The organism is Nocardiopsis coralli (assembly GCF_014892575.1).
Lineage (GTDB): Bacteria > Actinomycetota > Actinomycetes > Streptosporangiales > Streptosporangiaceae > Nocardiopsis > Nocardiopsis coralli.
On the sequence record NZ_JADBGI010000018.1, the window covers coordinates 118433 to 125230 of the forward strand.

General features: G+C 70.2%; 8 protein-coding genes and 1 pseudogene. 2 read left to right on the forward strand and 7 right to left on the reverse strand.

Annotated elements, in window-relative coordinates; all coding sequences use genetic code 11:
• Nucleotides 1-218: 218 nt before the first annotated feature.
• Complete coding sequence (gene rpsO, locus IDM40_RS19705) at nucleotides 219-488, reverse strand: 30S ribosomal protein S15 (protein ID WP_193123493.1); 270 nt, start codon at nucleotides 486-488, stop codon at nucleotides 219-221.
• Nucleotides 489-727: 239 nt separating this feature from the next.
• The gene (locus IDM40_RS19710) at nucleotides 728-1678 is read right to left on the reverse strand and encodes a bifunctional riboflavin kinase/FAD synthetase (protein WP_193123494.1); all 951 of its coding nucleotides are present in this window, start codon (nucleotides 1676-1678) and stop codon (nucleotides 728-730) included.
• A 297-nt stretch (nucleotides 1679-1975) separates the two neighbouring features.
• Between IDM40_RS19710 and IDM40_RS19715 the strand changes: the two genes are divergently transcribed.
• Nucleotides 1976-2257, forward strand: coding sequence for a hypothetical protein (locus IDM40_RS19715; protein ID WP_216631048.1), 282 nt, complete (start codon nucleotides 1976-1978; stop codon nucleotides 2255-2257).
• Entirely contained in the window at nucleotides 2254-2667 is a 414-nt protein-coding gene (locus IDM40_RS19720; RefSeq protein ID WP_193123496.1) for a type II toxin-antitoxin system VapC family toxin, read from the forward strand. Before IDM40_RS19715 ends, IDM40_RS19720 begins: the two co-directional genes overlap by 4 nt.
• A 131-nt stretch (nucleotides 2668-2798) precedes the next feature.
• Here the strand turns inward: IDM40_RS19720 and IDM40_RS19725 are convergent.
• The 5 genes and pseudogenes from IDM40_RS19725 to infB all read right to left on the reverse strand — a co-directional run.
• A pseudogene (locus IDM40_RS19725) lies at nucleotides 2799-2936 on the reverse strand (tRNA pseudouridine(55) synthase TruB); the annotation flags it as partial.
• Between the two features lie 20 nt (nucleotides 2937-2956).
• Nucleotides 2957-3844 carry a tRNA pseudouridine(55) synthase TruB gene (gene truB / locus IDM40_RS19730; protein ID WP_193123497.1) on the reverse strand — a complete coding sequence of 296 codons (888 nt, stop codon included), beginning with the start codon at nucleotides 3842-3844 and terminating at the stop codon, nucleotides 2957-2959.
• 48 nt (nucleotides 3845-3892) lie between these two features.
• A complete protein-coding gene (gene rbfA, locus IDM40_RS19735; protein WP_193123498.1) occupies nucleotides 3893-4330 on the reverse strand; it encodes a 30S ribosome-binding factor RbfA in 438 nt (145 codons plus the stop codon).
• A gap of 2 nt (nucleotides 4331-4332) precedes the next feature.
• Nucleotides 4333-4629 (reverse strand): DUF503 domain-containing protein, encoded by a 297-nt coding sequence (locus IDM40_RS19740; protein ID WP_193123512.1) that lies wholly within the window; start codon nucleotides 4627-4629, stop codon nucleotides 4333-4335.
• Nucleotides 4630-4734: 105 nt separating this feature from the next.
• Nucleotides 4735-6798 (reverse strand): translation initiation factor IF-2 (gene infB / locus IDM40_RS19745; RefSeq protein ID WP_193123499.1); only part of this gene is annotated, 2064 nt, incomplete at its 5' end.

Below are 6798 nucleotides of genomic sequence, written 5' to 3' on the forward strand. Positions count from 1 at the left end.
CACGGCGGACGTGCGCCGGGGACCACTACCGAGGACCGGCCTCGACTCTGCGGCCGAGGGAGCAGATCACGGGCGTGTTCGCGTCGTGTGCGGTTACGACGCGGGCCCACACGAATGCGGGCCGTGCAACACCTTACTAACAAAGAGGGAGTGGCCGCGGCCACTCCCTCCCACAACACACCTGGGCCCGGGTTCAGTCCCGGGGCCGGGCGTACGTTCTAGCGGCGCAGGCCGAGACGCTCGATGAGCGAGCGGTAACGGTTGATGTCCTGCTTGGCGACGTACTTCAGCAGACGGCGGCGGCGGCCGACCATCAGCAGCAGGCCGCGGCGGCTGTGGTGGTCCTGCTTGTGCGTCTTGAGGTGCTCGGTCAGCTCGGTGATGCGGTGGGTCATCAGCGCGACCTGGACCTCGGGGGAGCCGGTGTCACCTTCGGTGGTGCCGTACTCCTGGATGATCTTCTGCTTGGTGGCGGCGTCGATCGACACGTCGCTCCTTCTCGTGGTTCGGTACGCAGGACGATCCCGGGACAGAGCCTGGGATCTGGACACGGTGACCGCGCGTACGAACAGTCACCGCCGCGTGTGCGGGCGGCCCGGCTCCGAACGGGTCGGGGATCCGCCTGCCCGGGCGCTGGGCCTCGGGGGCACACGTGAACGTTTCGAGCCTACCGCAGGTCGGGCAGTGCTCGGGCGGGCCGGGGGGGGAGGCACCGGCCTCACCGGCGTCACCGGCCCGCGAGGACCTTCCGGCAGCGGTCGACGTCGCGGTTCATGGCCACGATGAGCTCGTCCACGGAGCCGAAGCGCTCCTGCCCGCGGATGTGCACGGTGAAGTCGACCGCCATGGGGACCCCGTAGAGCTCGAGGTCGTCGCGGTCGAGTGCGTAGGCCTCCACGGTGCGCTCGGCGCCGTCGAAGGTGGGGTTGGTGCCGACCGAGATCGCCGCGGGCCAGCGGGCTTCCTCCCCCTCCGCGGCGTCGAGGCGGGCCATCCAGCCGGCGTAGACACCGTCGTCGGGTACGGCGGTCCCCGGGGCCAGGTCCATGTTCGCGGTGGGGAACCCGAGCAGTTCACGGCCGCGTGCGGCGCCGTGCACGACGTGGCCCTGGACCCGGTGCGGGCGCCCCAGGAGCTCGGCGGCCCCGGCGACGTCGCCCTCGGCCAGGAGCCCGCGCACACGCGTGGAGGTGACCGGGCCGCCGTCGTCGGCGACCAGGGGGACCCCGTGTGCGGTGAACCCGTGGGCGGCGCCGAGGTCCTCGAGCGCGGCGACGGTACCGGCGGCGCGGTGGCCGAACCGGAAGTCCTCCCCCACGACGACGGCGGCCGCGTGCAGGTGGTCGACAAGCACGTGGCGCGCGAACTCCTCGGGGGTCAGCGCGGCGAGCTCCTTCGTGAAGGGCAGGACCACGACGGCGTCGGCCCCGGCCCGGCCGAGCAGTTCCACCCGGCGGTCCACGGGTGTGAGCACGGACGGCCCCGTGCCGCGCAGGACGGCCTGCGGGTGCGGCTCGAAGGTCACCGCGACCACGGGCAGGCCGAGGTCGCGTCCGCGTTCGGCCGCGGTCCCGACGATGGCGCGGTGCCCGCGGTGCACCCCGTCGAAGACGCCCACGGCCACAACCGAGCGTCCCCATCCGGAGGGGATGCCCTCCAGCCCGTCCCATCGGCGCACGTTCGGCTCCCCTGGTTCGTCGACGATGCTTGCCTCCCCAAGCGTGCCACGCCCGTACCCCCGCCGGAGCCACGCGCCCCTGGGCCGGCATCCAGGGTCTGGTAGCCGCGGTGTGGGTACAGAGGTCGGGACACCTCGCCAGAAACGCGCACATGCCTGGTCACGCTGCGCTGTCTTCCATCCATGACCAGCACGTTGACACGCACCCCCGCGTGGCGGCGCTTCCTCCGCCTGCCCCGCAGGAACACCGACCACACCCCCGGGTGGCCTGGTGGCATACGGGGTAGCATGAGGAGCATGAGCGATGCCACCAAGAAGTACTCCGTGACCCTGCCCGAGGACCTCGCCGAGGACGCACGTTCACGCAGCGGCGGCGCAGGGTTGTCGGCGTACGTGACCCGAGCAGTACGGCGGGAGATCGAGAGAGAACGGCTCGCCGAACTCCTGGAGGCGATGGAGGCCGAGAACGGGCCCTCGACCCCTGAGGGCATGGACGCCGCGCTCGAGAGCTACTACCGGGCGGCGGCCGAGCAGAGCACATCCGAGGTACAGCGATCATCCGAAGGCGAAGCAGCGTGACCAAGGCCGGACCACCCCCACCCCGCACCGTGATCCTCGACAGCGAGGGCCTGTCCAAGGCCGTCCTGCGGGACACCACCCTCATGAACTGGACCGCGGCGGCCGTCGCGAGAGACATGTCCGTCGTCACCAGTGCGGCCACCGTCGTCGAGGTGATGCACCCCAAGCTCAACCGGTCGGCGCTGGATTGGACGCTCTCCCGCATCAAGGTCGTGCCGGTGGACGAGAGCATTGCACGCCTGTCGGCCCAACTGCTCCGCGACGCGAAGCTGCACGGCCACAAACACGCATTGGATGCGATGGTCTGTGCCACCGCGCTCACTTCTCCCGGGCCCAGGGCGATCCTGACCTCCGACCCCAAGGACCTGATCACACTCAGCGCGGGACGTGCGACCGTCGTCCCCATCTAGGGCCTGTTTGGCGAACACCCAGCCCACCCGTCGCCCGCCACCACCCTCAAACGACGCCTTCGGCGCAGTAGCTGGCCGAAGCGACGGAAGGCGTCCACCAAACAGACCCTGGGCCGTCCACCGGACAGACGTCAGGCCGGGTGGAAGACCACCACGGGTTTCATGTGGCCCGGCCGGTTCTCGCCCAGGGCGACCACGGTGCCGTCGGGGGCGAACAGGCCGATGGTGCCGTCGCCGAGGGAGCTCGGGCCGATCCGGTTGCCGTGCCGGNCCGTCCACCGGACAGACGTCAGGCCGGGTGGAAGACCACCACGGGTTTCATGTGGCCCGGCCGGTTCTCGCCCAGGGCGACCACGGTGCCGTCGGGGGCGAACAGGCCGATGGTGCCGTCGCCGAGGGAGCTCGGGCCGATCCGGTTGCCGTGCCGGATCCGCTTGGTCTCACCCTCGTCCATCGTGCGGACCGGGAACGCGGCGGCCACGGCGTGGGCCAGCGGCACCTGCGTGTACTCCTCGGCGAGCTGGTCGAGCGTGCGCGCCTGCGAGGCCTCGTACGGCCCCACACGCGTGCGGCGCAGCGCGCCCAGGTGGCCGCCCACACCCAGGTCCTCGCCCATGTCACGGGCCAGGGAGCGGATGTACGTGCCGCTGGAGCACGACACCACCGCGTCCACGTCGACGAAGGCGCCCTCGGGGTCCTCGACCCTGCGCACGCCGGTGACATCGAACTGCGACACCGTGATCTCGCGGGCCTTGAGGGCGACCTCCTTGCCCTCCCGCGCGGACTTGTAGGCGCGCTTACCGTCGACCTTGATCGCGCTGACCTGCGGCGGAACCTGCTGGATCGCCCCGGTCAGCTTCGCGGTCGCGGCCCGGACCTCCTCCTCCGTGACCGCCGACGCGTCCCGGCGCTGCCCGGGCTCGCCCTCGGCGTCGTCGGTGTTGGTGGTCAGCCCCAGGCGGAAGGTCGCCTCGTAGGTCTTCTCGGTGAGGGTCAGGTGACCGAGGAGCTTGGTGCCCTTCTCGATCCCCAGCACCAGCACCCCGGTGGCCATCGGGTCCAGGGTCCCGGCGTGCCCCACCCGACGGGTCCCCGCCAGCCGGCGCATCCGGGCGACCACGTCGTGCGAGGTCCAGTCGGCGGGCTTGTCGACGACCACGACACCGCTGTCGGCCATGGTGCTCCTCATCGGTGGAAGGGCGGCGGCCAGCTGCCGCCGCCGGTACTACTCTTCTTCGTCGTCGCGCTCTCGCGGCGTCTTGTACGGGTCCGCCTCGACCGGGGTGGCGTCGGAGGCCCGCTCGGCCTTCTCCTCGTCCTCGCGGCGCGCCTGGGCCAGCAGCTGTTCGATGTGCTGGGCGTTCTCGTGCACCTCGTCGACGACGAAGGTCAGGGTCGGGGTGTGCCGGATGCCGGTCTGCCGACCGACCTCCGTGCGGATCACGCCCTTGGCGCTCTCCAGGGCGGCGGCCGAGGCGGCCCGCTCGCCCTCGCTGCCGAACACCGTGTAGTAGACCTTCGCGTCCCGCAGGTCAGCGGTGATACGCGCGTCGGTCACGGTGACAAAACCCAGGCGCGGGTCCTTGATACGCCGGTCCAGCATCTCGGCGACGATGCGCTGGATGCGGTCGGCGATCCTGCGCGCGCGTGCGGCGTCAACCATCGTCAGTCTTCCTCTTCGTTGAAGAGCCGCTGCCTGGCGGACAGCAGCTCCAGTTCGGGACGGGCCGCGACGAACCGTTCGCAGCTGTCCATCTGGTCCGTGGCGTGCGCGGCCGTCGGTGCCACCACAGCGACACCGATCTTGGCTCTCCGGTAGAGGTCCTGCTCGCCCACTTCCGAGACCGACACCGAGAACTTCCGGCGCAGTTCCGACAGGACGGGACGGACCAGCGAACGCTTCTGCTTGAGCGAGTGGACGTCACCGAGGAGGACGTCCAGGGTCAGCGCCCCAACGTACAAGTCGATCACCCGTGGTGTGTGTGAACCGTCAAAGGCGGGGCCCCGGCCGTGTGCACGGCCGGGGCCCCTCACGGATTCGGGCTCCGTGCGAGCCCGGAGTGCACCCTAGTCGCGGGGCTTCTCCTGCATCTCGTACGTCTCGATGACGTCCTCGACCCGGAGGTCGTTGTAGCTCAGGCCGATACCGCACTCGAAGCCCTCGCGGACCTCGGTGGCGTCGTCCTTGAACCTGCGCAGGGATTCCACGTTGAGGTTCTCGGAGATGACCACACCCTCGCGGATGAGGCGCGCCTTCGCGTTGCGGCGGATGAGGCCGCTGCGGACGATCGAGCCGGCGACGTTGCCGATCTTCGGCACCTTGAAGACCTCGCGGATCTCGGCGCTGCCGAGCTGGACCTCCTCGTAGATGGGCTTGAGGAGACCCTTGACGGCGGCTTCGACCTCGTCGATGGCCTGGTAGATGACCGAGTAGTAGCGGATGTCCACACCCATGCGGTCGGCCAGCTCGCTGTTCTTGCCCTCGGGCCGAACGTTGAAGCCGACGATGATCGCATCGGCGGACGTCGCCAGGTTGATGTCGTTCTGCGTGATCGCACCGACACCGCGGCCGATGACGCGGATGCTGACCTCGTCACCACCGGCGTCGATCTTGAGCAGCGACTCTTCCAGGGCCTCGACCGAACCGGAGGTGTCACCCTTGATGAGGAGGAGCAGCTCGGAGCGCTCGCCCTCCTTGAGGTGGTCCTGCCAGGTGTCGAGGGTGACCCGGCGGGCCGAACGCGCCTGCTGGGCGAAACGCTCGCGCGCCTCGCGCTGCTGGGCGATCTGCCGCGCAACACGGTCGTCCTTGACCACCAGGAAGTTGTCGCCGGCGCTGGGCACGTTGGTCAGACCCAGCACCTGCACCGGACGGGACGGCTCGGCGCTCTGCACGTTCTGGCCGTGCTCGTCGAGCATGGCCCGCACGCGGCCGTGCGCGTCGCCGCAGACGATCGAGTCGCCGACGTTGAGCGTTCCGCGCTGGACCAGGACGGTGGCCATGGAACCACGGCCGCGGTCGAGGTAGGCCTCGATCGCGATGCCCTGGGCCTCCATGCCCGGGTTCGCCTTGAGGTCGAGCGCGGCGTCGGAGGTCAGAACGACCGACTCGAGCAGGTCGTCGATGTTCTCGCCCTTGAGGGCGGAGATGTCGACGAACTGCACGTCGCCACCGAACTCCTCGGCGACGAGGCCGTACTCGGTCATCTGGGCACGGACCTTCTGCGGGTCGGCGCCTTCGACGTCGATCTTGTTGACCGCGACCACGATCGGGACCTCGGCGGCCTTGGCGTGGTCGATGGCCTCGGCCGTCTGCGGCTTGACGCCGTCGTCGGCGGCCACGACCAGCACCGCGATGTCCGTCGCCTTCGCACCACGGGCACGCATGGCGGTAAACGCCTCGTGACCAGGGGTGTCGATGAAGGTGAGCTTGCGCTCGACGTCGTCGACCTCGGTCGCGACCTGGTAGGCACCGATGTGCTGGGTGATCCCGCCGGCCTCGCCGCTGACGACGTTGGACTTGCGGATGGTGTCCAGCAGTCGGGTCTTACCGTGGTCGACGTGACCCATGACGGTGACCACCGGCGGACGCGGACGCAGGTCCTCGTCGCTGCCCTTGTCCTCACCGAACTCGATGGAGAAGGACTCCAGCAGCTCGCGGTCCTCGTCCTCGGGACTGACGACCTCGACGCGGTACTTGAGCTCCTCACCGAGCAGGACGAGCGTCTCGTCCGGCAGGGACTGGGTCGCGGTGACCATCTCGCCCAGGTGCATCATGACCTGGACCAGCGACGCCGGGTTGACGTCGATCTTGTCGCCGAAGTCCGACAGCGAGGCGCCGCGCGACAGACGGATCGTCTGGTTGTTGCCACTGGGAATCTTCACGCCGCCGAAGGACGGGGCCTGATAGTCGTGGAACTCTTGACGCCGCTGCTTCTTGGACTTGCGGGCGCGGCCCGGACGACCACCGGGACGGCCGAACGCACCAGCGGTACCGCCACCGCGGCCACGGCCACCGGGACGGCCGCCGAAACCGCCGGGACGACCGCCGCCGCCCGGACGCGGACCCGCGGGGGCACCGCCGCCACGGCCGCGGCCACCGCCGCCACCGGGACGACCGCCACCGCCGCC

Coding starts and splice junctions, on each gene's coding strand:
- rbfA (WP_193123498.1), bottom strand. CDS start 4,330: ATGGTTGACGCCGCACGCGCGCGCAGGATCGCCGACCGCATCCAGCGC.
- truB (WP_193123497.1), bottom strand. CDS start 3,844: ATGGCCGACAGCGGTGTCGTGGTCGTCGACAAGCCCGCCGACTGGACC.
- IDM40_RS19715 (WP_216631048.1), top strand. CDS start 1,976: ATGAGCGATGCCACCAAGAAGTACTCCGTGACCCTGCCCGAGGACCTC.